The following is a 23,920-nucleotide window of genomic DNA, read 5'->3' as shown; positions in this document are numbered from 1 at the left end:
TAAAAAATGTTTAACCAGAAATGGCAGAATCGACTATCATCACAGGACAATTCGTACGCATCAGTCAGGTACCCGCCAGCCTTGGCGAACGGATATTGGCTCGTATCATCGATTATTTTCTGCTGTTTATCTACATTCTTGCCACTTCTTATGTATTGGGGAAACTCAATATACACGCTTTTTCCGGAAGTACTTTTTTCTTGTTGTTCCTGTTTATCTATCTGCCCGTACTATGTTACTCGTTACTTTGCGAAGTTTTTAACCAAGGACAAAGTATCGGAAAAAAGGTCATGAATATCCGTGTGGTAAAAGCAGACGGTACGACACCCAGCCTGAGTGCATATCTGCTAAGGTGGTTGCTCTATGGGATAGACGTAACTATTACCGGAGGATTGGGGGTACTGGTCATACTATTAACCAAAAATAGCCAACGTTTGGGCGATCTTGCGGCAGGAACAATGGTAATTAAAGAGAAAAATTACCGCAAAATACAAGTAAGCCTTGATGAGTTCGATTATCTGACCAAAGGATATCACCCCAGTTTTCCATTAGCTGCCGATCTGTCCTTGGAGCAAATAAATGTGATCAGTAAGGCGTTAGAACTGCATCATAAGGACCGGGCAAGGCATATCTCACAATTGGCACCCAAAGTTCGTGCACTGCTTTCTGTAGACCAAACAGACGTAAATGATGAAAAGTTTCTTCAAACCGTTGTAAGAGACTACCAATACTATGCGTTAGAAGAAATTTAGTAGATCTTATTTCGTAAAAACAGAGTAAGCCGGACTTTTATTCATCCTATTTTCAGGCAGATATCCGGACTCCTATACACATCCGATACTTCCGAGGGCCGAAAAACAAAATGTATTTTTAGCAGGAGGAGAAGAATCAAGACGAAGTAAACTATCACACATACATGCAACAAAAAAGCGTGCAGAAGTGTTTCTGCACGCTCTTTATCTTTTGGTTTACGAAGACTGGCTTATTCCACCTGTCCCAGAGAATTTCCGTATTCCATTTCTCCCTGCACCACAAACAAGATTTCTTCCGGGTCGTATTCACCCACTTCATCTTTCTTGGCTTCTTGCACGATATATTCCACTACCTGCTCCAGATCGATGTCTACATAACCGTCAGCATCGGGCTGAGCATCAAGGATTCCGCTTTCAGAGTAATACTCATCGATCAGATCGAGGAAATAATATAACTCGTCTTCTGAGAATTTATCCTTCAACTCCTGAGGCAAATAGTTCCGGATGAACTCGATGGTCTTTTCATCATCGGCATCACTTAACAAAAAATCGTCTTCCAGTCCCATAAACAAATATTTTTAATGAAAGTATATTATAATAATTTCTCAACTTTCTCTACGAATGCAGGTTTAGCTACGGCACCGACTTGTTTATCCACTAATGCTCCGTCTTTGAAGAAAAGAACCGTAGGAATGTTACGAATACCGAATTCTGCAGGAAGATCAGAGTTTTCATCTACATCACACTTACCCATAATCACTCTTCCTTCATATTCTTTAGCTAACTCGTCGATGATAGGACCTACCATCTTACAAGGCCCGCACCAGGGAGCCCAAAAGTCAATAACAACCGGTGTTCCTTTTGCAAGGATTTCCTTAAAGTTGTTGTCAGTAATCTCTAAAGCCATTTCTTTAATTATTAATTGTTAGTTATTAAGTATCCATCACTGTTATGGGGCAAAGATAATCAATTTATATGAAACGCAAGTTCGGGACGTTCCTTTAAATAGGAAATTAATTCTCTACCTACCGAAAGTTTAACGGGACGAGAAATCAAGTCTACATACATCTTTCCATCCGTATCTGTTACCTTAAAATAAAGTTCTGTATTTCCCGGAGACTCTTTCGTCAAAGTGGCAAGTTCCGTAACCAAGTTCGAATTAAGTTCGGCAAGCGGAATCAGAATTGTGATCTTCTCTACCAGTTGTTCCTTGACGTCGGGCAGCAATTCCATCGAAGTAATCTTAATATCAAGTTCATCGGGACGCCACTGTTTAGGCTGGCAACGAGCTTTGATAAACAGAAAAGTCCCTTCACCTAAATAGCCTTGAAAAGTAACCCAATCGTTTCCGAAGAAAGGTATCTCGGCAGAACCGGAGTAATCTTCTATTTTGGCTATGCCATAAGGATTACCATTCTTACTTATACCTCGACGCACGCTGGTAACAATACCTCCCATCGTTATTTCTCTTCCTGCCAAAGCAGCTTTATCATCAAGTTCGATCATACGGGTATTGCATACATGTTCCAACACAATGGCATATTCATCAAGCGGATGAGCCGACAAGTAGATACCGACCAATTCTCTTTCTTTATTTAACCTCTCCAAATCATTCCAACGTTCTGCCGGAAGAATTTCGGGAGTAGCTATGTCAATCACATTGTCTCCTCCGAATAATGAATTAACGGCAGCAGCTTTATCCGCCTGATAACGGTTACCATAACGCATCAATGTTTCAAGAAAAGTTTCGCCTTTGGCATTCACCGCAAAATACTGTTCACGTTTCAGCTCAGGAAAACTATCGAATCCGCCCGCAAGAGCCAGACACTCCATGTTCTTCTTATTACAAGCATTCAGGTTGACACGCTGAACGAAGTCGAAAATACCTTTAAAAGGACCATTTTCCCTTCGTTCCTCCATGATGCTTTGCACAGCAGCTTCACCTACTCCCTTTACAGCCCCCAGCCCGAAGCGGATATTTCCATTCCGGTTTGCCGTAAACTTCAGGTTACTTTCGTTCACATCCGGACCAAGCGTCTGCACTCCCATTGCTTTGCACTCGTCCATCAGTTTGGTGATATCAGTAATATTCGACAAACTTCGGCTCATGACAGCTGCCATATATTCAGCCGGATAGTTAGCCTTCAGGTATGCTGTCTGGTATGCAACCCAGGAATAACAGGTAGCATGTGATTTATTGAACGCATACGAAGCAAACTTCTCCCAGTCCGCCCAGATTTTCTCAAGTACCTTCGGATCATGGCCGTTTTTCCTTCCACCTTCAACAAACTTAGGTTTCATGTGATCCAGCTTATCACGTAGTTTCTTACCCATCGCTTTACGGAGGGCATCCGACTCACCACGGGTAAAATCGGCTAAAAGGCGTGACAGAAGCATGACCTGTTCCTGATAAACCGTAATTCCATACGTATCCTTCAGGTATTTCTCCATGACAGGAATGTCATATTCAATAGGCTTACGTCCATGTTTACGGTCGATAAAGTCAGGAATATAGTCCATTGGACCCGGACGATAAAGGGCATTCATCGCGATCAGATCCTCAAAAGTAGACGGCTGCAACTCACGTAAGTATTTCTGCATACCGGCAGATTCAAACTGGAATGTACCGATAGTCCGTCCATCACTATAAAGTTTATAAGTTGCAGGATCCTCAATTGAAATAGAATCAATATCCAGTTCCATGCCTTTACTCAGACGGATGTTTTCGACGGCTTCTTTGATAATAGACAAAGTCTTCAGCCCCAGAAAGTCCATCTTAATCAGTCCGGTATCTTCAATCACCGAACCTTCATATTGGGTAACCAGCATCTTTTCGCCGGTCTCCTTATCATCAGCCGTACTGACCGGCACCCAGTCAGTAATATCATCACGGCAAATAATGGTACCACAGGCATGTACACCGGTTCCCCGCACGTTTCCCTCAAGCATTTTGGCATATTTCATCGTATCCCTTACCAATGGATCAGGTGACGCTTCGGCAGCCTGCAATTCGGGCACATATTCTATGGCATTCTTTAAGTTCAGTTTTTTATCAGGAATTTTATCAGGAACCAGTTTGGCCAAACGATCCGATTCGGCAAGCGGAAGCTTTTGTACACGCGCAACATCTTTGATAGCCAGCTTTGTTGCCATAGTACCATATGTAATGATATGTGCTACCTTCTCCTGCCCATACTTCTCCGTCACCCAACGAAGCACTTCGCCACGACCATCGTCATCGAAGTCAATATCAATATCCGGCAATGAAATACGGTCGGGATTCAGAAAACGCTCAAACAGCAAATCGTATTTAATAGGGTCTATTTTGGTGATCTGCAAACAATAGGCCACGGCTGACCCAGCAGCCGAACCACGTCCCGGTCCAATGGATACCCCCATATTACGTCCGGCAGCAATGAAGTCCTGCACAATGAGGAAGTAGCCCGGAAAACCCATCGTCTTCATAATATGTAACTCAAAGACCAAGCGTTCCTTTACTTCCGGTGACAACGGATCGCCATAGAACTTCTTGGCTCCGTCGAAAGTCAACTTCTTCAGGTAATCGGCCTCCAGCTTGATACGATACAGTTTATCATATCCTCCCAAACGTTTTATTTTATCTTTAGCTGCTTCTTCACTCAACACCACGTTGCCATTTTCGTCTTGGGTGAATTCATCAAAAAGATCCTTTTCCGTATATTTTTGCCGATACCCTTCTTCCGTTCCGAAATCCTCCGGAATAGCAAAAGTAGGCATAATCGGTGCATGATCGATCGAATAATATTCTACCTTATCCAGAATTTCTAAAGTATTACTTAATGCTTCAGGCACGTCGGCAAAGAGTTCGTTCATTTCTGCTTTCGTTTTCATCCATTCCTGCTTAGTGTAATACATCCGGTTGGGATCATCAAGGTCTTTTCCCGTACTCAGACAGATTAGCCGGTCATGGGCTTCAGCATGCTCTTCGTTGACAAAATGAACGTCATTTGTACAAATCAACTTGACATTATACTTTTTGGCGTATTCTATCAAATGCTTATTCACATTCACCTGCAATGGATATGCTTCATGATTAGCTTTCGGCACCGTTGCTTTATGACGCTGCATTTCCAGATAATAATCGTCCCCAAACAGATTCTTATACCATTGAATAGCTTCCTCTGCCTCCGCCAACAATCCCTGAGTTATCTTTTTGGGAACTTCACCACCCAAACATGCCGAACAGATAATCAAGCCCTCATGATATTTCTCCAATTCATTCCTGTCTGTACGGGGGCGCATATAATAGCCTTTGGTCCATGCACGTGAAACCAATTTGATCAGGTTATGATACCCCTTCTCGTTTTTGGCGAGCACAATCAGGTGGTACCCGCTTTGATCGGGTTTTCCTTCCTTTTTATCCATAGTCCGGCGGGCCACGTACATTTCGCAACCGATAATGGGCTTGAACAACCGCCCCTCCGCCTCCACTATTTTAGCTTTACAATCAGCAATCTCAGCCTCTTTATCCGCACAGTCCACTTCACCGGCCTCAATGGCTGCAATCCGTTTCTTCAGGTCCTTGATTTCTCCTTTCGGACCCCCGTTTTTCTTATTCACATAGTTCGTAAACTCTTTGATGGCGAACATGTTTCCATGGTCCGTAACGGCAATACCTTTCATTCCATCCTTTATGGCCTTATCGACAAGCGCACTGACACTGGCTTGGCCATCCAGAAGAGAATATTGCGTATGGACGTGTAAATGAACGAAATCCTGCATAGTTATAGGTTGATAATTTGAAGCCATAAAATTACAATGTCTGTAGCTACTAACAAAGATAAACTCCAAAAAGTTATCAACATAAGTCATTTCTATCTGCAAATGCTTGCTGGATTTTTAAAATAAGTATACTTTTGCGGATAATTATCATTAAATAGCGCAAATGGGTCGACTTAAAAAATTAAAAAAGATAAGAATTCACCGTGAAGGAACACATATTTTATGGGGTAGCTTTTTTCTGCTACTAATTATAAATGCAGCCCTTTACTGGGGAATTGATTGTAAAATACCATTCTACCTGATGGCTTTGGTCAGTGTTATAGTCTATCTGTTGATGGTTAACTTTTTCCGTTGCCCGATCCGCCTGTTCGGACAAGATACTGAAAGGATCGTAGTTGCACCGGCCGATGGGAAAATCGTAGTTATTGAAGAGGTAGACGAACATGAATACTTTCATGACCGCCGGATCATGGTATCCATTTTCATGAGCATTCTAAACGTACATGCCAATTGGTACCCGGTGGATGGAGTCGTCAAAAAAGTCTCTCACGAAAACGGCAAGTTCATGAAAGCATGGCTTCCGAAAGCCAGCACAGAGAACGAGCGTTCAATGGTTGTTATTGAAACTCCCGAGGGTGTAGAGGTCATGGCACGGCAAATAGCCGGTGCAATGGCACGCCGCATCGTAACATATGCCGAGCCGGGTGAGGAATGTTATATTGACGAACATCTGGGCTTTATTAAATTTGGTTCCCGTGTAGATGTATATCTGCCATTGGGCACTGAGATTTGTGTTAGTATGGGACAATTGACAACCGGTAACCAAACCGTTATCGCCAAATTAAAATAAAAAACGAACAATGGCAAATGCTATTATCCGCCATATACCCAACACAGTGACCTGCCTGAATCTCTTTTCAGGATGCATTGCTTGTGTTATGGCCTTTGAAGCCAAATACGAATTGGCTGTCACTTTTATCATCTTGAGTGCTGTCTTCGATTTTTTCGATGGTATGTTGGCACGTTTGCTTCATGCCTACTCTCCTATTGGTAAAGAATTGGACTCTTTGGCCGATGATGTCAGCTTCGGCGTAGCTCCGGCTATACTTGTTTTTTCATTCATGAAAGAACCCGGACTTATGTATCCCGACTTTCTGGCAGGCGTAAAAGAGTATATTCCTTATCTGGCTTTTCTTATTTCGATATTCTCAGCTCTCCGTTTGGCCAACTTTAATGTAGACGAACGCCAAACGAGTTCCTTTATCGGTCTTCCTGTCCCTGCCAACGCTTTATATTGGGGTGCACTTATTGTAGGAGGCAAAGAATTCTTACTTGCTCACTGCAATGTTATATACCTTATTATAATGGTAATGCTTTTTTCATGGTTGCTGGTAGCTGAGATCCCCATGTTCTCCCTGAAATTTAAAAATCTTTCTTGGAAAGACAATAAGATTAGTTTCATATTCCTGATAGTCTGCATTCCACTGTTGCTGTTCTTGGGTATCAGCGGATTCTCAGCGGTTATTGTATGGTATATCATTCTTTCACTTTTAACAAGAAAAAATAAATAAACAATCCTTCTGGCACGTTTGTTGTACTACAAATTTTAAACAATGCATAAAACAAATAGCCTATGTTTCACATTTTAGGATTTTTATTCATTATCGTTATCGCCGTTATCATTATCGGACTGGCCCTTGTAGGAAGTGTGTTAAGAGCCATCTTCGGACTGGGGAAACGCTCATCTGCCTCCGGTTCCGGAAGCCAGAATTCGACACACAGTAATTCGGGGCAAAGATACTATCGTCCGACACAAGCTAACGATAAAGAGGAAATCATTACTGAAACCGGAGCTAACAAGCACAAAAAACTTTTTGATGACAATGAAGGAGAATATGTGGATTATGAAGAGATAAAAGATTGATAATATAAAAATTCACCTTCTTTTAGACGCAAAAAAATTTTTCATCAGATTGGCACATTCATCGGCGAGTATCCCTTTGACAACTACAGTTTTGGGATGAAGGGACTTTGGAGCATATCTCTGGTACCCCCTTTTTTCGTCTTCAGCACCAAAAACCAATTTACCAGTTTGTGCCCAGGCAATAGCACCGGCACACATCACACAAGGTTCTACAGTAACATACAACGTACATTCATTCAGATATTTCCCTCCAAGGACATTGGCTGCCGCAGTAATAGCCTGCATTTCGGCATGGGCTGTCACGTCATTCAATGTTTCAGTCAGATTGTGTGCACGGGCAATGATCCGTTCTTTGCAAACGACAACTGCTCCCACTGGGACTTCTCCACGTTCGCCGGCCTTAGCAGCCTCAACCAGAGCTTGTTTCATAAAATAAGAATCGTCCAACATAATCTTAACGCCGCATATCGTGTTCACCAAAAAGAGTCGGATAATCCTCCTCCATATTTTTATGTATAAACATGAGAATCGTTTCACGAAGCCAACGCGATTTATTCGTTATCTTATACTTATCCAGATAACGATCTACAATCTGCTGCTCATCTTCGCTTAGCAATATACTCATCCTGCGTTCCCGTTTAGGTTCGTCAAGAGTTGCCTTATTACACTTTTTATCTCTCTTTCTCATATTCTTTGCAAATTTACTTTTACTTCTGTAATTTCAAAGAAGAAAAAGAGTAAATTTGCAGAAAATAGTATGCTAAAATTATATGGCAGAACATAATCTGTTAGGAAAGGCCGGAGAAGATGCTGCTGTTCAATATCTGGAGCAGCACGAATATACCATTCGTCATCGGAATTGGCGTAAGGGACATCTGGAACTGGACATTGTGGCAGCCCAAAACGGTGAACTGATAATTGTGGAAGTAAAGACACGTACCGACACGGACTTTGCATTACCTCAGGATGCTGTTACTCCACAGAAAATCAGGCGAACCGTAATCGCAGCCGATACATATATTAAGCTTTTCCAAATAGACGCATCTGTAAGATTTGATATTATTACTGTCGTAGGTAAAGTAGGAAATTTCAGAATTGAACATATAAAAGAGGCGTTTTACCCGCCATTATTTTAAATAGTATGAATATAGAATCAGCCAGAGAATACTGTCTTCAGAAAAAAGCAGTCACCGAATGCCTCCCATTCGATGAATACTCACTTGTACTGAAAGTGATGGATAAAATGTTCGCACTAATCGATTTGGAAGGAGCCAATATGATTGCTTTGAAATGTAATCCTGATTATGCCATCGAACTACGTGAACATTATTCAGCCATCGAAGGTGCTTATCATTTCAACAAAAAATATTGGAATCAGATTTTCTTTGACCGGGATGCCGACGATAAATTGATAAAACAGCTGATTGACCATTCTTACGAAGAAGTATTGAAGAAATTCACTAAAAAACTACGTGCCGAATATGATGCCCTTCCCTGAGTCTTTTCCTGTACCTTTGATTTATATCGAAGAGACAGACTCCACCAATCATTATTTAAACGATCTGTGCAATAAGCAAGATGTCAGTGAACTAACCACGGTAGTAGCTAACTACCAAACCTTGGGCAGAGGACAGCGAGGAAACAGTTGGGAATCGGAGAAAGGTAAGAATCTGATATTCAGCTTCGTACTTTATCCCACTTCTTTAGAAATCCGCAGACAATTTCTTCTATCTCAAATCATCTCTTTATCCATTAAGGAAGAACTCGACACATACGTTAAAGATATCTCTATTAAATGGCCGAACGATATCTACTGGAAAGAAAGAAAAATCTGCGGAATATTGATTGAAAATGATTTGATGGGAGTACATATCAGCCAAAGCATTGCAGGGATTGGCGTCAATATTAACCAGGAAGAGTTTTTCAGCTCCGCCCCCAATCCTGTATCACTTAAACAAATCACCGGCCAAACTTACGAACTCTCCGGAATATTGGCAGGAGTTATGCAACGAATTATAGAATATTACAGCCTGCTTCAAAAAGGGGAGCACACTTACATAGCCCACCGGTATCAGAAGGCGCTTTTCCGAAAAGAAGGTATGCATAAGTATTCCGATGCGAACGGAGAGTTTATAGCCAGAACCATAGAAGTTGAAGCCGACGGTCATCTTGTTTTGCAAGACGATACAGGCAAAATACGCCGATACGTATTTAAAGAGGTACAGCACATTTTATAATACTTCTTCTTTTTTAGTTTAAAACATTACCTTTGCAATATTGTTTTAAATATAAAAACGTTTAATTTATGAAAATCAGATGCCTACTGTTAATATCCATATTAACACTACTGTTTGTCAGTTGTGAAGACTCCAATACCGAAAATAATTCAAAACTTGAGTTGTCGGAGTCATCTTTTCAAGATATTGACAGCGATGGAGTTACTCTAACCGTAAATATCACCAGCAGCGATTCGTGGGTAGCAGCAAGTTCTTCAACCTGGTGCAAGCTCGTACCCAATAAGGGAGCAAGTAATCAGCCACTCGGCATTGTTGTAGAGACTAACCTTGAAACGACTGAAAGAAGTGCAACGATTGCGGTAACTTCCAGTGGAATAAAAAAGGTCATAACCGTCACACAATTGGCAGCCGGACATTCAACCGATCCCGAATCGTACCACTATGAACTTCCCATAATCTTCCACGTGCTATATAAGAATAGTTCAGACCCCAAACAGTACATTAGCCCAGACCGTTTAACTGACATATTAAAAACGGTCAACAAACTATATAAAGATAAGACCCAAAGTGTAGATATGAACCTAACCTTTACACTGGCATCTACAGATCCCAATGGGAAAACATTAACTTCTCCGGGAATAGAATATATACAATGGAAAGACGACTACCCCATTGACTGTGATAAATTCATGGAAGATGACACAACAAAAGGTGGAGTGGGATATGTAAATTATCTATGGGACCCCAACCGATACATTAACGTGATGATTTATAACTTTGCAAATGACCCGCAGTCAAATACTACCACCTTAGGAATCTCTCATTTGGCATTCACAACTACAGGCAGCAACTCTCTGGAGGGGCTTAATGAAACAAAATATTCTTACTTGGAATTAAAGAATCTGAGTTTTCCGTATTGTGTCTCCATTAATAGTCTCTTCATTGACCAGCAATCTACTTCCACAGCCTACAACACTACTGACATTACAGTGACACTGGCGCATGAGTTGGGTCATTATTTAGGACTACACCACGTTTTTTCAGAAGATCCGGAAAGTAGTTGTAAAGATACAGACTATTGCAAGGATACACCCAGTTATGATAAGGATGCTTATGATATGACATATCAGTGGGCAATGGCAGGTAACATACCTGAGAAAGAGCTTTTTGCTTATCTTGTCAAACGCGAAAGTTGTGACGGTGCCCAGTTCATCTCCCATAACATTATGGATTACTCCGTCAGTTACTCCGACCAATTCACACAAGACCAATGCAACCGCATTCGTCATGTATTGACATATAGTCCGCTGATACCCGGACCTAAAAAAGAGCAAGCAAATACCCGAGCAGCTATCGAAGAAGTTCTTAAACTACCTATACGCACAATCAAATAATAGAAAAAGAGGTGAACAGATAGTTATCTGTTCACCTCTTTTTCTATCAACTGTATCTTATCAAGCGTCTTCCTTGCTTCTGTCGAAGGAAACCGGCTCACAACTTTCAGCAGATACTCTCTTGCTTTTCCGTATCCGTTACTCATCACCCGGCTTAAACCATCACGATAACGGGCATACTGCATACGTGTCGGAGCAGCTATCTTCTTATATTCATTCTCTATCCGTTGCTTCTCACGTTCCGCTTTCAAATATAAGTAGTTACCTATAAAAATATTGGCAGCAAGGTTATCAGCATCCAGCATCAACACTTTCTGATAAGTCTTCAAAGCCTCTGCTTCCTTACCCCGGCAAACTTCCATTTCGGCACAAGAGACAAGACAGTTTACATCGTTCGGTGATTTTTGCAGCAATTCTTTATAAAACAGATACGCCTTATCATAGCTGCGTGACTTCTTATAGAATGAAGCCAGCTCATTAGCAAACTTCGAGGCTACATCTGTATTCTTATCCACCCCGGTCCAGTAAAACATCTCGGCCTTTTCCACATTCGTATTCACGGCCTGACGGAACAGACTAATAGCTTGTTCCCACTGTTTATTATCAATGGCGGCTGATACTCTCTGCAGCATTTCTCCTGCCGATTGTGCTGAAAGCGAAAACGGAAGCGAAAACAACATGGAAAGAAATAAAGTCAGAGCTTTCATCTTATTCATACTTATTTAGTTAGGTTCCTACAAAGATAGAAATTATTCCGACTCACCGGTCGCTAAAAACCAATTAAATAACGTTATTGTTCTCTTCATTTTCAGATTCACCTTTTTTCGTGTAACTTTGCCCGTCCATGGATAAAATCTTTCATCTCAGCAGTGGTAACAGACGGATTCTGCAAATAGCCGTCCCTTCCATCATCTCCAATATAACCGTTCCGTTATTGGGGCTGATCGATGTTACCATTGTAGGTCATCTGGGGTCAGCAGCCTACATTGGTGCCATTGCCGTGGGAGGTATGCTGTTTAATATCATTTATTGGATATTCGGTTTTCTGCGGATGGGTACCAGTGGAATGACTTCTCAGGCATACGGCAAGCGCGATCTTGACGAAGTGACCCGACTCCTATTACGGTCGGTCGGTGTAGGACTGTTCATTGCTCTCTGCCTGATGCTTCTGCAATATCCCATACTAAAAGCGGCATTTACTTTTATCCAAACCTCCGATGAAGTGAAACGTCTTGCTACACTTTATTTCTATATCTGCATTTGGGGTGCTCCCGCCATGTTAGGGCTTTATGGCTTTGCCGGATGGTTTATCGGTATGCAAAACTCCCGTTTCCCGATGTACATCGCCATCACTCAAAATATAGTCAACATCGCAGCCAGCCTATGCTTTGTCTATCTGTTGGGTATGAAAGTAGAAGGCGTTGCGCTGGGTACTCTGATTGCCCAATATGCAGGCTTTTTCATGGCATTCCTGTTATGGCACCGATATTATGGGCAACTGCGAAAACGCATCCAGTGGAAAGGCCTGCTGCAAAGACAGGCCATGTATCGTTTCTTCCAGGTAAATCGTGATATCTTTCTACGTACTTTATGCCTGGTGGCGGTAACGATGTATTTTACCTCTGCCGGAGCAGCACAGGGAGAAGTTGTCCTGGCCGTAAACACACTACTTATGCAACTTTTTACTCTGTTCTCATATATCATGGATGGTTTTGCTTACGCAGGCGAAGCATTGGCAGGACGCTATATAGGCGCCGATAACCGAACGGAACTTCACCGCACTGTCCGCAGATTATTTGCCTGGGGTACCGGTCTTTCAATCGCTTTCACCCTACTTTATGGCATAGGAGGACAATCATTTCTCGGCTTACTCACCAACGAAGCGTCTGTTATCAATGAAGCAGAAACCTATTTCTATTGGGTATTGGCTATTCCTCTTGCCGGATTCTCGGCATTCCTTTGGGACGGCATCTTCATTGGTGCGACTGCAACACGCCAAATGCTCTATTCCATGTTTATAGCTTCGGCCAGTTTCTTCATTATCTATTACACATTTCATAACTCAATGGGTAACCATGCTCTATGGATGGCATTTATCGTCTATCTCTCTTCACGGGGATTCATACAAGCACTGCTTGCCAGAAAGATAATGCAACAAAAATAACTCTCAAAAGAATCTCGCTTTAAAACTATTCGTTTATCTTTGCAAAAAAAGAAATCATTAACAACCAACTCGTATGGCAAAATACAAAAGAATCCTGTTGAAGCTCAGCGGTGAGAGCCTGATGGGAGAAAAGCAATATGGCATCGATGAAAAACGATTGGCCGAATATGCCGCACAAATCAAAGAGATTCACGAACAAGGCGTACAAATAGGTATCGTCATCGGTGGTGGCAACATCTTCCGCGGACTGAGCGGAGCCAATAAAGGTTTCGATCGGGTGAAAGGCGACCAAATGGGAATGCTGGCCACTGTTATCAACAGCCTTGCACTCAGCTCGGCATTGGTTGCTGCCGGGGTGAAAGCACGCGTACTGACCGCAGTACGTATGGAACCCATCGGTGAGTTTTACAGCAAATGGAAAGCCATCGAATGTATGGAAAACGGCGAAATCGTGATCATGTCGGCAGGAACAGGAAATCCATTCTTCACTACCGATACCGGCTCTTCCCTCCGCGGCATTGAGATAGAAGCAGACGTAATGCTGAAAGGCACCCGTGTAGACGGTATCTACACTGCTGACCCGGAAAAAGACCCGACTGCTACAAAATTCGACACCATCACTTACGACGAAGTGTTGAAACGCGGATTGAAAGTGATGGATCTCACAGCTACATGTATGTGCAAGGAAAACAATCTGCCCATCGTGGTATTCGATATGGATACGGTAGGCAACCTGAAAAAAGTAATCACAGGAGAAGAGATTGGCACATTGGTACACAATTAGTCAATTCTCTAATCTGAAGAAATACGAATGGGTTAATAAGTGGACAGGATACGTTCAGTTATTAACCCATTCTTCACTTATTCTTATAGGGATAGTTGCAGATAACCAAAAAATAATCTACTTTTGTTTTCAAAATTAATCAAAGTGCCAATTTTATAAAGACTTAATAAGATGGTAGACGTAAAAACGATTATCGAAGAATCACAAGAGAAGATGGATATGGCAGTGATGTATCTGGAAGAAGCACTGGCACACATCCGCGCCGGAAAAGCAAGCACACGCTTGCTGGATGGTATCCGTGTAGACTCTTACGGAAGCATGGTGCCCATCAGCAACGTAGCTGCCGTAACCACTCCCGATGCACGCAGCATCACAATTAAACCTTGGGATAAAAGCATGTTCCGGGTTATTGAAAAAGCCATTATCGACTCCGATCTCGGTATCATGCCGGAGAATAACGGTGAAATTATCCGCATCGGCATCCCCCCCCTTACCGAGGAACGCCGTAAACAACTTGCCAAACAGTGTAAAGCTGAAGGCGAGACAGCTAAAGTAAGTATCCGCAACGCGCGCCGCGACGGTATAGATGCACTGAAAAAAGCTGTAAAAGACGGTTTGGCTGAAGATGAACAAAAGAATGCAGAAGCTAAACTGCAGAAGGTTCATGATAAGTACATCGCCAAGATTGAAGAAATGCTGGCTGAAAAGGACAAAGAAATTATGACCGTATAATTCTAAATTACAAGTTACGAGCTACGAGTGCAGTGCACAAGCACAGCCTCTCCAATCATTTCTTAATAGCTCGTAACTTGTAATTTGCAGTTTATAAAACATGAAGGGATTAGTAATAAAGAATACAGGTAGCTGGTATCAGGTGAAAACCGATGACGGGCAGTTGGTTGAATGCAAGATCAAAGGTAATTTTCGGCTGAAAGGCATACGGAGTACAAATCCCGTTGCCGTAGGTGACTGTGTACAAATCATACTCAACCAGGAAGGAACGGCCTTTATCAATGAGATAGAAGACCGGAAAAATTACATCATCCGCCGTTCATCGAACCTCTCCAAACAATCGCATATTCTTGCAGCCAACCTCGACCAATGTATGCTGGTGGTGACTATTAACTATCCCGAAACTTCAACCACCTTCATCGACCGTTTTTTGGCGTCGGCAGAAGCCTACCGTGTACCGGTGAAGATTCTTTTCAACAAAGTGGATGCTTATGATGAAGACGAACTGCATTATCTGGACAGCCTCATCACCCTCTATACCCAAATAGGTTACCCTTGTTTTAAAATATCCGCACTGACCGGTGAAGGAGTCGATGCCATACGCGAGGAACTGAAAGGCCGGGTAACCCTCTTCTCCGGACATTCGGGAGTGGGCAAATCAACCCTCATCAATGCTCTTGTCCCAGGGCTGGAAGTCAAGACCGCAGAGATATCAGCTTATCACAACAAAGGAATGCACACCACCACTTTCTCCGAAATGTTCCCCGTCCCCGGCAACGGATATATCATCGACACACCCGGTATCAAAGGTTTCGGCACTTTTGATATGGAAGAGGAAGAGATAGGCCATTACTTCCCCGAAATATTCAAGATTTCGGCAGACTGCAAATATGGAAACTGCACACACCGTCAAGAACCCGGTTGTGCTGTTCGGAAAGCGGTAGAAGAGCACTACATCAGCGAATCACGCTATACTTCCTATCTGAGTATGCTTGAGGATAAGGAGGAAGGAAAATACCGTGCGGCATACTGAATCTCTGCTATTTTTCAGAGAATATTCTTTATTCTATTTTAATGCTTCACTTGGCAAAGCAACTGCTTCTCCCACAAAAAATACGTTTCGATCTTCCATCTTCCACCTTTTTCCACTTACTCCATTAATAATCAATGCAATGACATGGTGGAAGATCGCATTTTCAGCCTGTTTATCTTCCACCCGCATCTTCCATCTTCCACCCGTTAACTTGAGCGCCATCCAATCGTTAAGACACTGATAAGCAACACTAAGGAACGTATTTATTAACTGAATACATTGTTTAGAGCATTGTGCTTTCCTTTACTGTTTAGTCGAAAATGATCCGTTCTTCATCCCATCCCCGCTACCCGGGCTCATGAGCCCGTATACTCGGGCTTATAAGCCCGCATACCAAGGCCCATGAGCCCGCATACCAGGGCCGGAATAAACAAACAGAGATTCATTATAATAATTTTGGATACAAGCCTTTAAGACCAAAAACAAATACCGTTGGTTAGTTCGTAATCCGCGAAGAAGAAAAGAACCGTCGCACTTTATCAGGAGGATGATTCGATGACTGTTACAATAAGTCCTCACCCTTTTACTGAAAGGATATTGGGGCTTTCATATACTGAAAACATAATCAATAAGACACCTTAACACAAAAAATAAATCTATATTTTAATTTCCCGATTAAACCTTTTCCCACCCTCTTAGTCTAACCTTAGAACGGACATATACTAATACTAAGACATGGATAAAAAGGTTAAATGGGGCATCATCACATTGATTGGTGCCGGACTGATAGGCTGGGGTATCTACTCTCAGCTTCCTAAAGCAAATGAAGAGTTGGCAGCAGCCGACAAAGTGATGGCTGGCAAGCAGATCAACAAAAGAGTTCTGAATGTAAATGCCAAGATCATAAAGCCACAATTGCTGACAGATCAGATTCAAATTAGCGGCAGCTTGATGCCTGATGAAGAAGTGGATCTTTCTTTCGAGACTTCAGGAAAGATCGTTGAAATCAACTTTGACGAAGGCAGTGCCGTAAAAAAAGGACAGCTATTGGCGAAAGTAAACGACCGTCAGTTGCAGGCTCAGTTGCAACGCCTCGTAGCTCAGTTAAAGCTTGCCGAAGATCGTGTATTCCGTCAGAACGCTCTGCTTGAACGGGACGCTGTCAGTAAAGAAGCCTACGAACAAGTAAAAACGGAACTGGCTACCCTCAATGCGGACATCGACCTGGTGAAAGCTAACATTGCCATGACCGAACTTCGCGCTCCTTTTGACGGAGTAATCGGGCTCCGGCAAGTCAGTGTCGGTTCATATGCCTCACCAACCACTATCGTAGCCAAACTGACGAAAATTATTCCTTTGAAAATAGAATTTTCCGTACCAGAACGTTATGCAAGCCAGGTAAAGAAAGGCACCAACCTCAACTTCGAACTGGAAGGTAAATTAAGTTCTTTCCCGGCAAAAGTATACGCAACCGAGTCAAGAATCGACCAGTCTACCCGTACGCTGACCGTTCGTGCCCTATATGCCAACAGTAACGGCGCACTGCTCCCGGGACGCTACGCCAGCATTCAGCTGAAAAAAGAAGAAATCCCGAATGCCATTGCCATCCCATCCGAAGCGATTGTACCGGAAATGGGTAAGGATAAAGTATTCCTCTATAAATCGGGCAAGGCTGAACCGGTAGAAATAACCGCAGGCATTCGTACCGAAGCTGAAGTGCAGGTGATAAAAGGTCTGCAGATGGGTGATACCATCATCACTTCGGGAACCCTTCAACTCCGTACAGGATTACCTGTCACACTGGATAATATCAATTAACTCCCGACCGCCTTATGAATATATCCGAATTAAGCATACGACGGCCGGTACTCTCAACGGTATTGACCATCATCATTTTACTCTTTGGACTGATCGGGTACAACTACCTGGGTGTCCGGGAGTATCCGTCTGTAGATAATCCTATAATCTCAGTATCCTGCTCCTATCCGGGTGCTAATGCCGATGTAATCGAGAATCAGATTACCGAACCCCTGGAACAGAACATCAATGGTATTCCGGGTATCCGTTCGTTGTCCAGCGTCAGCCAGCAGGGACAAAGCCGTATCACGGTAGAGTTCGAGCTGTCCGTCGATCTGGAAACAGCAGCCAATGACGTACGCGACAAAGTATCCCGTGCCCAGCGCTACCTGCCGCGCGACTGTGACCCTCCTACTGTTTCGAAGGCAGATGCCGATGCTACTCCTATCCTGATGGTAGCTCTGCAAAGTGACAAACGCTCCTTGCTGGAACTCAGTGAAATTGCCGACCTGACCGTAAAAGAGCAATTACAAACCATCTCCGACGTAAGTAGCGTTTCCATTTGGGGAGAAAAGCGCTACTCCATGCGCTTATGGCTCGATCCTATCAAGATGTCGGGTTATGGGATCACCCCTATCGACGTAAAGAATGCAGTAGACAAAGAAAATGTCGAACTTCCTTCGGGCAGTATCGAAGGAAATACGACAGAGCTCACCATCCGTACCTTGGGGTTGATGCACACCGCAGAAGAATTCAATAACCTGATCATCAAAGAAGAGAACGACCGTATTATCCGTTTCAGTGACATAGGCCGCGCCGAACTGGGGCCGGCCGATATCAAAAGCTATATGAAGATGAACGGAGTACCGATGGTAGGTATCGTCGTAATCCCACAACCTGGTGCCAATCATATCAAGATAGCCGACGCAGTGTACGAACGCATGGAGAAGATGCAGAAAGACCTTCCCGAAGACGTGAAGTATTCTTACGGATTCGATAACACCAAGTTTATCCGTGCATCCATCTATGAGGTAAAAGAGACGGTTTATGTAGCCTTCATCCTGGTTATCATCATTATTTTCCTTTTCCTGCGCGACTGGCGGGTGACGCTGGTTCCCTGTATCGTAATCCCGGTATCACTGATCGGTGCCTTCTTCGTCATGTATCTGGCGGACTTCTCCATCAATGTACTCTCCATGCTGGCGGTCGTGTTGGCGGTAGGTCTGGTGGTAGACGACGCTATTGTGATGACCGAAAACATCTATGTACGCATAGAGAAAGGTATGCCTCCGAAAGAAGCCGGCATCGAAGGAGCAAAAGAGATTTTCTTTGCCGTCATCTCCACCACCATTACGCTGGTGGCCGTGTTCTTCCCCATCGTTTTTATGGAGGGTATGACAGGACGCCTGTTCCGTGAATTCAGTATTGTAGTTTCCGGATCGGTGATTATCTCTTCATTCGCAGCCCTGACCTTTACTCCGATGCTTGCCACCAAACTGTTGGTAAAACGGGAAAAACAAAACTGGTTCTATATGAAAACAGAACCCTTCTTCGAAGGAATGAACCGTCTGTACAGTCGTTCACTGGCTGCTTTCCTCAACAAGCGCTGGATTTCCTTACCTTTTGTAGCCATCACAATCGGTATCATCGCTTTCTTATGGAACCACATTCCTGCAGAAATGGCTCCGCTGGAAGACCGCTCACAAATAAGTATCAACACCCGTGGTGCTGAAGGTGTGACATACGAGTACATTCGTGACTATACGGAAGACATAAACGATCTGGTAGACTCGATCGTACCGGATGCAGAGTCGGTAACAGCCCGTGTATCGAGTGGTAGCGGTAATGTACGCATCACGCTGAAAGATATGAAGGATCGTGACTATACACAGATGGACATTGCCGAAAAGCTATCGGCGGCAGTACAGAAAAAGACGATGGCGCGCTCGTTCGTCCAGCAGTCGTCTTCTTTTGGCGGACGGCGTGGCGGCATGCCCGTACAATATGTGTTGCAGGCTACCAATATCGAGAAACTACAGGAAGTACTGCCTAAGTTCATGGCCAAGGTATACGAAAATCCAGTATTCCAGATGGCGGACGTAGACCTGAAATTCAGCAAACCGGAGGCACGTATCAATATCAACCGCGATAAAGCCAGTATAATGGGGGTAAGTACCCGCAACATTGCCCAAACCCTGCAATACGGATTGAGCGGACAGCGTATGGGATACTTCTATATGAACGGTAAGCAATATGAAATCTTAGGAGAAATCAACCGTCAACAACGCAATACGCCTGCCAACCTGAAAGCAATCTACATCCGCAGTGACAAAGGAGACATGGTACAGCTTGACAATCTGATCGAGTTGACCGACGGCATCGCACCTCCCAAGCTGTATCGTTACAACCGTTTCGTGTCGGCTACTGTTTCCGCCGGACTGGCGGAGGGCAAGACCATCGGACAGGGACTGGACGAGATGGACAAGATAGCCAAAGAGACTTTGGACGACACGTTCCGTACGGCACTGACCGGTGATTCGAAGGAGTACCGTGAAAGTTCTTCAAGCCTGATGTTTGCCTTTATCCTGGCCATTGTGCTGATTTACCTGATCCTGGCGGCACAGTTCGAAAGTTTCAAGGATCCGCTGATCATCATGCTGACTGTACCTCTGGCCATCGCCGGTGCACTGGTATTCATGTACTTCGGCGGTATCACGATGAACATCTTCAGTCAGATCGGCATTATTATGCTGATCGGCCTGGTAGCCAAGAACGGTATCCTGATCGTGGAGTTTGCCAATCAGAAACAGGAAACAGGTGAAGACAAACTGACAGCTATCAAGGATGCGGCATTGCAACGTCTGCGTCCCATCCTGATGACAAGTGCTTCTACCATCTTAGGATTGATCCCGCTGGCGTTCGCCTCAGGTGAAGGTTGTAACCAGCGCATTGCAATGGGTACGGCTGTTGTGGGAGGTATGTTGGTATCTACCTTGCTGACTATGTACATCGTACCCGCTATTTACAGTTATATTTCGACGAACCGAAGTAATAAATTAAAGAGAGAATGAAACAGATTGCCCTATTTATCATAGCATTGTGCTGCACCCCTTTGGGTCTGCAAGCACAACAGCCACAAATTTATACTCTAAAATCCTGCCTGGAGTACGGCCTCCAGAATAATTATTCCCTGCAAATAGTCCGTAACGAAGAGCAAGTAAGCAAAAATAACGCTACGCCGGGTAATGCCGGCTACCTGCCTACCCTCGACCTAACGGCCGGTTATACAGGAACTGTGGACAATACCAACACCAAGGTCCGGGCTACCGGGGAGTCGGTAAAAGAAAACGGTGTCTTCGACCAGACCGTTAACGTGGGGCTGAACCTGAACTGGACTATCTTCGACGGCTTCAACATCACTGCCAATTATCAAAAGCTGAAAGAGTTGGAACGACAGGGAGAAACCAATACCCGTATTGCCATCGAAGACCTGATAGCTAACCTTGCAGCCGAATACTACAATTACGTTCAACAGAAAATCCGCCTTCAGAACTTCCGCTACGCCGTATCCTTGTCAAAAGAACGCCTGCGAATCGTGGAAGAACGTTATCACATCGGTAACTTCTCCCGCCTGGACTATCAACAGGCCAAAGTAGACTTCAATGCTGACAGTGCCAAGTATATGAAGCAACAGGAATTGCTGCATACGTCGCGCATCCAGCTGAACGAACTGATGGCCAATGAAGATGTGGACCAGCCGATTGTGATAGAAGACAGTATCATTAAAGTTAACGCAGGACTCCGGTTCGAAGAATTATGGAACGCCACTCTACTGACCAACGCTTCATTGCTGAAAGCCGAACAGAACAATACACTCGCCATGCTGGACTATAAAAAGGTAAACTCGCGTAACTACCCATACCTCAAAATGAATACCGGATATGGCTATACCTTTAATAAATACGACATTGCCTCCAATAGCCAAAGAGGCAATCTGGGCGCCAACTTCGGGGTAACAATCGGATTCAATATCTTCGACGGAAACCGCCGTCGCGAAAAGAACAACGCACGTATCGCCATCAAAAACGCCCGTCTGCAACGGGAGCAGCTGGAACAAGGACTGAAAGCGGACCTTAGCAATCTGTGGCAAGCCTACCAGAATAATCTGCAAATGCTGAAACTGGAACGGCAAAACCTGGTGGCTGCCAAAGAGAACCACGAGATAGCCATGGAACGATATATGTTAGGAAACCTCTCGGGTATCGAAATGCGTGAAGCACAGAAGAGTCTGCTGGATGCGGAAGAGCGAATTCTGTCTGCGGAATATGACACTAAGTTATGCGAAATCTCCCTGCTACAGATCAGTGGGAAAATAACAAAATATCTGGACTAAACGTACACTTTGCCCTTCTCCTTACAACATTCGGGGGTGTGTCAAAACTTACCACAGAGGGAAAGACTTTTGACACACCCCCACCTTTTAAACCGACGGAACTGTTTGTTTTAATACAAAAGAAGCCTTGTATCGCCCGTTCAGATTGCTTATCTTTGCAGCCAATCCAATCACAAGAGTACGGCGGGCAAACCAAGCGATATTTCCCACGACTCTTTGTGTACCACGTACAACTAAGTAAAAAAAGAAACAGAAAGATGGGATTATTCATAAAGAAACCCTTTGAAGCCCTGTTGGCAGAGGCCAATGCGTCAGGAAGTAAATCATTGAAACGAGTATTAGGCCCCTGGAGTCTGGTAGCACTGGGTGTCGGTGTCATTATCGGAGCAGGACTCTTCTCAATCACCGGAACCGTAGCAGCAGGCTATACAGGACCGGCCATTACACTTTCATTTGCCATTGCCGCACTGGGATGCTGTTTTGCAGGACTCTGCTATGCGGAATTTGCTTCCATGATTCCGGTTGCCGGAAGTGCCTATACCTACTCATATGCCACCATGGGCGAACTGATTGCCTGGATCATCGGTTGGGACCTTGTCCTTGAATATACAGTAGCGGCTACCACTGTCAGTATCAGTTGGAGCAGATACCTCGTGGTCTTCCTTGAAGGGCTCAACATACATCTTCCGCAAGCACTAACCGCCTGCCCGTGGGATGGAGGAATCGTCAATATCCCTGCATTCCTGATCGTGGTACTGATGAGTATCTTCCTGATTCGCGGTACGGAAGGCAGCTCCATCTTTAACGGTATCGTAGTATTCCTCAAAGTATCGGTGATCGCTATTTTTGTCGTATTGGGCTGGAAATATATCAATGCGGATAACTATACTCCATACATTCCCGCCAATACAGGCACACTTGGAGAGTATGGGATTTCGGGTGTCTTACGTGGGGCAGCCATTGTCTTTTTTGCTTTTTTAGGATTCGATGCCGTCAGTACGGCCGCCCAGGAAACAAAGAACCCGAAACGAAATATGCCGATCGGTATCCTGGTATCACTCCTTGTTTGTACTGTGCTCTATATGTTGTTTGCCCACGTAATGACGGGAGTTGCCCACTACACCGAGTTTAGCGGACAGCAGGGCATTGCACCGGTAGCTATTGCCATCGAACACATGGGGCATACCGATGCGGCAGGCATCATCCATCCGGACTATCCCTGGTTGAACCGTGCTATCGTTCTTGCCATCCTGTTCGGCTACTGTTCTGTAATTATGGTCACTTTACTGGGACAAAGCCGCGTCTTCCTGAGTATGAGCCATGACGGACTGCTCCCTCCATTCTTCTCGCACATCAATGAAAAGTTTCGCACACCGGCACGCAGCAATCTCCTGTTTATGCTGATAGTAGGTTTATTGGCTGCATTCGTCCCGGCACGCCTTGCAGGAGAGATGACCAGCATCGGCACACTGATGGCTTTCACACTGGTATGTGCCGCCGTATTGGTAGTACGAAAGACCATGCCGGATATCCCCCGTTCTTTTAAAACTCCGTTTGTGCCACTCGTCCCGATTTTAGGAATACTCACCTGCCTGTGCATGATGCTTTTCCTTCCCGCCGATACTTGGATACGTCTGGTATTGTGGATGCTCATCGGGTTGGATATTTACGTTGGCTATGGTATGAAGCACAGCAAACTGGAACAAGGCGTGAAAAACCGCCGGGGACAATCGGCACTGAACATGATCGGTATCGCACTGTCTGTGCTTTGTGTCATCACCGGGCTATGGCACCAGCAGACGGTGGGTTGGGACGAAAGTAAAGTATTGCTGATAATCTCGTTTGTTTTCGCATTTACGCATTGCGCATATTATATGATGCGTATCTGGAAAGGGACAGCGAAGCAAAAATAGTCTAAAAACGAGTTCACCACAGATTACACAGATTAT

Annotated in this window: 23 protein-coding genes; 16 read left to right on the top strand and 7 right to left on the bottom strand. The window is 44.1% G+C overall.

The genetic code is table 11. The features are described 5' to 3' along the window. The first annotated feature begins 20 nt into the window (after positions 1-20). The gene (locus ISX59_RS15845; RefSeq protein WP_005775397.1) at positions 21-752 is read left to right on the top strand and encodes an RDD family protein; all 732 of its coding nucleotides are present in this window, start codon (positions 21-23) and stop codon (positions 750-752) included. A gap of 230 nt (positions 753-982) precedes the next feature. Here the strand turns inward: ISX59_RS15845 and ISX59_RS15840 are convergent, their stop codons facing one another. Genes ISX59_RS15840 through dnaE form a run of 3 tightly spaced genes read right to left on the bottom strand, consistent with a single transcriptional unit; the run spans position 983 to position 5,513 of the window. Then, positions 983-1,318, bottom strand: a complete 336-nt coding sequence (locus ISX59_RS15840) for a hypothetical protein (RefSeq protein ID WP_005810535.1) — start codon at positions 1,316-1,318, stop codon at positions 983-985. Between the two features lie 26 nt (positions 1,319-1,344). Further along, positions 1,345-1,659 carry a thioredoxin gene (trxA, locus tag ISX59_RS15835; RefSeq protein ID WP_005775395.1) on the bottom strand — a complete coding sequence of 105 codons (315 nt, stop codon included), beginning with the start codon at positions 1,657-1,659 and terminating at the stop codon, positions 1,345-1,347. Between the two features lie 59 nt (positions 1,660-1,718). Further along, positions 1,719-5,513 (bottom strand): DNA polymerase III subunit alpha, encoded by a 3,795-nt coding sequence (dnaE, locus tag ISX59_RS15830; protein WP_032530229.1) that lies wholly within the window; start codon positions 5,511-5,513, stop codon positions 1,719-1,721. A gap of 163 nt (positions 5,514-5,676) precedes the next feature. Here dnaE and ISX59_RS15825 point away from each other — a divergent pair, with 163 nt between their 5' ends. The 3 genes from ISX59_RS15825 to ISX59_RS15815 all read left to right on the top strand — a co-directional run bounded on the left by ISX59_RS15825 (position 5,677) and on the right by ISX59_RS15815 (position 7,437). Then, positions 5,677-6,363: a phosphatidylserine decarboxylase family protein gene (locus ISX59_RS15825; protein ID WP_005823436.1), complete on the top strand. Its 687-nt coding sequence runs from the start codon at positions 5,677-5,679 to the stop codon at positions 6,361-6,363. Between the two features lie 10 nt (positions 6,364-6,373). Continuing rightward, a complete protein-coding gene (pssA, locus tag ISX59_RS15820) occupies positions 6,374-7,084 on the top strand; it encodes a CDP-diacylglycerol--serine O-phosphatidyltransferase (RefSeq protein WP_005823437.1) in 711 nt (236 codons plus the stop codon). Positions 7,085-7,146: 62 nt separating this feature from the next. Continuing rightward, positions 7,147-7,437, top strand: a complete 291-nt coding sequence (locus ISX59_RS15815) for a DUF4834 family protein (protein WP_005823438.1) — start codon at positions 7,147-7,149, stop codon at positions 7,435-7,437. A gap of 12 nt (positions 7,438-7,449) precedes the next feature. Here ISX59_RS15815 and ISX59_RS15810 read toward each other — a convergent pair whose 3' ends face one another. After that, positions 7,450-7,887 carry a nucleoside deaminase gene (locus tag ISX59_RS15810; protein WP_005775390.1) on the bottom strand — a complete coding sequence of 146 codons (438 nt, stop codon included), beginning with the start codon at positions 7,885-7,887 and terminating at the stop codon, positions 7,450-7,452. Between the two features lie 4 nt (positions 7,888-7,891). Further along, the gene (locus ISX59_RS15805; RefSeq protein ID WP_005775389.1) at positions 7,892-8,125 is read right to left on the bottom strand and encodes a hypothetical protein; all 234 of its coding nucleotides are present in this window, start codon (positions 8,123-8,125) and stop codon (positions 7,892-7,894) included. An 82-nt stretch (positions 8,126-8,207) separates the two neighbouring features. On the opposite strand from ISX59_RS15805, the gene ISX59_RS15800 reads away from it, so the two are divergent. The 4 genes from ISX59_RS15800 (at position 8,208) to ISX59_RS15785 (ending at position 11,068) form a co-directional block, all read left to right on the top strand. Further along, positions 8,208-8,573, top strand: coding sequence for a YraN family protein (locus ISX59_RS15800; protein WP_005775388.1), 366 nt, complete (start codon positions 8,208-8,210; stop codon positions 8,571-8,573). A 5-nt stretch (positions 8,574-8,578) separates the two neighbouring features. Then, positions 8,579-8,935: an MmcQ/YjbR family DNA-binding protein gene (locus ISX59_RS15795; RefSeq protein ID WP_005775387.1), complete on the top strand. Its 357-nt coding sequence runs from the start codon at positions 8,579-8,581 to the stop codon at positions 8,933-8,935. Then, the gene (locus ISX59_RS15790) at positions 8,919-9,674 is read left to right on the top strand and encodes a biotin--[acetyl-CoA-carboxylase] ligase (RefSeq protein ID WP_186993044.1); all 756 of its coding nucleotides are present in this window, start codon (positions 8,919-8,921) and stop codon (positions 9,672-9,674) included. The genes ISX59_RS15795 and ISX59_RS15790 overlap by 17 nt, the downstream gene beginning before the upstream one ends. A gap of 68 nt (positions 9,675-9,742) precedes the next feature. Further along, a complete protein-coding gene (locus ISX59_RS15785; protein ID WP_220576060.1) occupies positions 9,743-11,068 on the top strand; it encodes a zinc-dependent metalloproteinase lipoprotein in 1,326 nt (441 codons plus the stop codon). A 23-nt stretch (positions 11,069-11,091) separates the two neighbouring features. On the opposite strand, the gene ISX59_RS15780 is transcribed toward ISX59_RS15785, so the two are convergent. Next, positions 11,092-11,775 (bottom strand): lipopolysaccharide assembly protein LapB, encoded by a 684-nt coding sequence (locus ISX59_RS15780; RefSeq protein WP_032530245.1) that lies wholly within the window; start codon positions 11,773-11,775, stop codon positions 11,092-11,094. A gap of 137 nt (positions 11,776-11,912) precedes the next feature. On the opposite strand from ISX59_RS15780, the gene ISX59_RS15775 reads away from it, so the two are divergent. From ISX59_RS15775 to rsgA, 4 genes are all read left to right on the top strand, one after another. Further along, positions 11,913-13,232, top strand: a complete 1,320-nt coding sequence (locus ISX59_RS15775) for an MATE family efflux transporter (RefSeq protein WP_005775382.1) — start codon at positions 11,913-11,915, stop codon at positions 13,230-13,232. Positions 13,233-13,305: 73 nt separating this feature from the next. Continuing rightward, positions 13,306-14,016: a UMP kinase gene (gene pyrH, locus ISX59_RS15770; RefSeq protein WP_005775381.1), complete on the top strand. Its 711-nt coding sequence runs from the start codon at positions 13,306-13,308 to the stop codon at positions 14,014-14,016. Positions 14,017-14,187: 171 nt separating this feature from the next. Then, the gene (gene frr / locus ISX59_RS15765; protein WP_005775374.1) at positions 14,188-14,748 is read left to right on the top strand and encodes a ribosome recycling factor; all 561 of its coding nucleotides are present in this window, start codon (positions 14,188-14,190) and stop codon (positions 14,746-14,748) included. Between the two features lie 100 nt (positions 14,749-14,848). Further along, the gene (gene rsgA, locus ISX59_RS15760) at positions 14,849-15,781 is read left to right on the top strand and encodes a ribosome small subunit-dependent GTPase A (RefSeq protein ID WP_220576059.1); all 933 of its coding nucleotides are present in this window, start codon (positions 14,849-14,851) and stop codon (positions 15,779-15,781) included. A 33-nt stretch (positions 15,782-15,814) separates the two neighbouring features. On the opposite strand, the gene ISX59_RS15755 is transcribed toward rsgA, so the two are convergent. After that, a complete protein-coding gene (locus ISX59_RS15755; RefSeq protein ID WP_032530235.1) occupies positions 15,815-16,003 on the bottom strand; it encodes a hypothetical protein in 189 nt (62 codons plus the stop codon). Between the two features lie 513 nt (positions 16,004-16,516). Between ISX59_RS15755 and ISX59_RS15750 the strand changes: the two genes are divergently transcribed. From ISX59_RS15750 to ISX59_RS15735, 4 genes are all read left to right on the top strand, one after another. Then, a complete protein-coding gene (locus tag ISX59_RS15750; protein ID WP_005775369.1) occupies positions 16,517-17,599 on the top strand; it encodes an efflux RND transporter periplasmic adaptor subunit in 1,083 nt (360 codons plus the stop codon). Positions 17,600-17,613: 14 nt separating this feature from the next. Then, the gene (locus ISX59_RS15745) at positions 17,614-20,649 is read left to right on the top strand and encodes an efflux RND transporter permease subunit (protein WP_005775368.1); all 3,036 of its coding nucleotides are present in this window, start codon (positions 17,614-17,616) and stop codon (positions 20,647-20,649) included. Then, on the top strand, positions 20,646-21,971 hold the full coding sequence (locus ISX59_RS15740; RefSeq protein WP_022011044.1) for a TolC family protein: 1,326 nt from the start codon (positions 20,646-20,648) through the stop codon (positions 21,969-21,971). Before ISX59_RS15745 ends, ISX59_RS15740 begins: the two co-directional genes overlap by 4 nt. 257 nt (positions 21,972-22,228) lie before the next feature. Next, positions 22,229-23,884, top strand: coding sequence for an amino acid permease (locus tag ISX59_RS15735; RefSeq protein ID WP_005775365.1), 1,656 nt, complete (start codon positions 22,229-22,231; stop codon positions 23,882-23,884). Positions 23,885-23,920: the final 36 nt, after the last annotated feature.

Source organism: Bacteroides sp. FSHCM14E1 (assembly GCF_019633785.1).
Taxonomy (GTDB): Bacteria; Bacteroidota; Bacteroidia; order Bacteroidales; family Bacteroidaceae; genus Bacteroides; species Bacteroides hominis.
The sequence above is the reverse complement of the archived record's forward strand: the minus strand, read 5'-3'. Positions and strand labels throughout refer to the sequence as shown.